Annotated in this window: 3 protein-coding genes; 2 read left to right on the forward strand and 1 reads right to left on the reverse strand. The window is 73.3% G+C overall.

The features are described 5' to 3' along the window. Positions 1 to 131: 131 nt before the first annotated feature. The gene (locus WH07_RS35070) at positions 132 to 338 is read left to right on the forward strand and encodes a hypothetical protein (protein WP_046509153.1); all 207 of its coding nucleotides are present in this window, start codon (positions 132 to 134) and stop codon (positions 336 to 338) included. Between the two features lie 58 nt (positions 339 to 396). On the opposite strand, the gene WH07_RS35075 is transcribed toward WH07_RS35070, so the two are convergent. Beyond that, complete coding sequence (locus WH07_RS35075) at positions 397 to 1203, reverse strand: site-2 protease family protein (protein ID WP_046509154.1); 807 nt, start codon at positions 1201 to 1203, stop codon at positions 397 to 399. Positions 1204 to 1416: 213 nt separating this feature from the next. Here WH07_RS35075 and WH07_RS35080 point away from each other — a divergent pair. After that, positions 1417 to 2786 (forward strand): AfsR/SARP family transcriptional regulator (locus WH07_RS35080; protein ID WP_046509157.1); only part of this gene is annotated, 1370 nt, incomplete at its 3' end.

The following is a 2786-nucleotide window of genomic DNA, read 5'->3' on the forward strand; positions in this document are numbered from 1 at the left end:
CCCCACCGGCGGCCGGGCGCGCGGCGGGCATGGGGGAGACTGGACGGCGCACCCCGAAATCCCAGGAACCCCCCGGAGTTCCAGGCACACCCCCGGAATTCCGCAGGCACACCCCGACAGGAGCCGCCCCCGTGCCCCGCCTCGCCCTCTACGCCATCGCCGTCTGCGCCCTGGCCGCCATCGCGGCGGTCGTCTCCTTCGTCCAGGGCAGTTGGCTCGGCATCGTCTGGATCCTGCTCGCCGGACTCTCGTCCAACATGGCCTGGTACTACTTGCGCCGGGCAAAGCTGGAACGCGCCCAGCAGTCCGCGCGGCAGTCCCCGAGCACCACGGGCTGACCCTGCCCAGGATTTGGCCGGGCTCTGGCCAGGCCTTGTCCGGCGCAGGAGCCAGGGGCTAGGAGTTGACCGGGCCGCAGATGAACTCGTCGCGGGATTCCCAGAACGTGAAGAAGTTCCGGCCGCAGTAGGTGTCCAGATCGGTCACGCCCAGTGCGCGCAGAACCGCGTCTATCGCGTCGAAGAAGACCGTGTTCACGCTCGGGATCAGGATGATCACGAAGACGGCGAGCAGTCCGAACGGCGCGTACGGCTCGACCTGCCGGCGTATCCGGTACGACAGCCACGGCTCGATCACCCCGTAACCGTCCAGGCCCGGCACCGGCAGGGAGTTCAGGATCGCCGCCGTGACCTGGAGAAGGGCGAGGAAGCCGAGCGCGTAGCGGAAGCCCGTCGGTACGCCCGAGAGCGCGCCGAGCCAGAAGGGGGCGGTGCACGCAATCGCGAACAGTACGTTCGTGAGCGGGCCCGCCGCGGAGATCAGGCTGTGCTTCCAGCGGCCCCGGATGCGGTGCTGCTCGATGAAGACCGCGCCGCCCGGCAGACCGATACCGCCCATGATCACAAAGATCACCGGCAGCACGATGCTCAGCATGCCATGGGTGTATTTGAGCGGATTGAGGGTGAGATATCCCTTCGCGCCGATCGAGATGTCCCCGCCGTAGAGCGCGGTGCGCGCGTGCGCGTACTCGTGCAGACAGAGCGAGACGACCCAGCCGCCGGTGACGAACAGGAACACGGCGATCCTGATGTCCGCGGCGAAGCCCGTCCAGGTGGCCCAGGCCGCGACGGCCGTGATGGCGACGATGCCCAGGAAGACGGGGGAGATCCGCCGGTCGCCGGCGCGGGTGGTGGCGGTGGTCATGGAGGGCGCTCCCCGGGAGGGTGAGGTGGGCGGTCGGGCCTGCCCGACCGTATAGCCGCCGTGCCTGCCGCGTCGAAAACGTTTCACGGTCCGGTCCGAGTTCCGGTTCGCGGCCCCTTCCGTCGCGGCCTGCTGTGGTCCGGGCGGGGACCTGTTCCGGAGGAGGCGGGACGCGAGGCGGCCGGTCCCGCGGGCGTCACGGACAATGGGCGGATGCGCTACCGCCTTCTCGGCACGACCCGGGCCCTGCACGACGACGGCACCCCCGTCGCGCTCGGCGGGGCGAGGCTGCGTGCGCTGCTGACGGTCCTCGCGCTGCGGCCCGGCCGTACGGTCCCGGTCGGGGAGCTTGTCGCCGGGGTCTGGGACGGTGATCCGCCCGCCGACGCGGTGGGCGCGCTCCAGGCCCTCGTCGGGCGGCTGCGGCGGGCGCTCGGGCCCGGCGCGGTGTCCTCGGCGGACGGCGGCGGGTACCGACTGTGCGCGGACGAGGACGAGGTGGACCTCCACGGGTTCGGCCGGCTCGCGGCGGAGGGGGCGCGGGCCCTGGGGGAGGGCGACGCGGCCAAGGCGGCGGTCCTCCTCGACGACGCGCTGGCGCTCTGGCGCGGTCCGGCGCTGGCCGATCTGCCCGGCCGTACGGGTGCGCCCGAGGCGGTCCGCTGGGAGACCCGCCGCCTGGAGGCCCGCAGGACCCGGCTGGCGGCGGCGCTCGCGCTGGGGCGTGCGGAGGAGGCGCTGCCGGAACTGGCCGCGCTCTGCGGTGAGTTCCCTCTCGACGAACCTCTCCAGGCCCTCCGTATCCGCGCGTTGCGCGACGCGGGCCGGCCGGCGGAGGCACTGGCGGCGTACGAGGACGTACGCCGCGCCTTCGCCGACCGTCTGGGTACCGGCCCGGGGCCGGAACTCCGTGCGCTGTACGGGGAGTTGCTGCACGCGGACGGATCCGTCGGCACGGGACACGAGGGGGCGCCCCGAGGTGATGGGCCCCGCGGTGCCGTGTCCCGCAGTGCCGTGTCTCGCGATGCAGTGCTGAACGGGGCTGTAGGGGAGGGGGCCGTCCGGGACGGTGTTGTGCCGGGCAACCTCCGGGCGCGGCTGACCAGTTTCGTCGGGCGCGAGGCGGACATCGACGCCATCCATGACGACCTCGGGCGGGCCCGGCTGGTGACGCTCCTGGGGCCCGGCGGCGCGGGCAAGACCCGGCTCTCGCAGGAGGCCGCCGAGCGGATGGCCGGGAAGTGGCCCGACGGCGTCTGGCTCGCCGAACTCGCGCCCGTGACCGACCCGGAGACCGTGCCCGAGGCCGTACTGACCGCGCTCGGGGCGCGCGAGACCGTACTGCGCGGGGCGGGCGGCGAGGAACTGCGGGCCGCCGACCGGCAGGCCGGCGAGCCCCTCGTACGCCTCGCCGAACACTGCGCGCGCCGCCGCATGCTGCTCCTGCTCGACAACTGCGAGCACGTCGTCGGGGCCGCCGCCGCCCTCGCGGAGGAACTCCTCGCCCGCTGCCCCGACTTGACCGTTCTGGCGACGAGCCGGGAGCCGTTGGGGGTGTGGGGTGAGGTGGTGCGTCCGGTGGA

Origin of the sequence: Streptomyces odonnellii (assembly GCF_000981895.1) — a bacterium.
In the GTDB taxonomy this organism is placed as follows: domain Bacteria; phylum Actinomycetota; class Actinomycetes; order Streptomycetales; family Streptomycetaceae; genus Streptomyces; species Streptomyces odonnellii.

Coding starts and splice junctions, on each gene's coding strand:
- WH07_RS35075 (WP_046509154.1), bottom strand. CDS start 1,203: ATGACCACCGCCACCACCCGCGCCGGCGACCGGCGGATCTCCCCCGTC.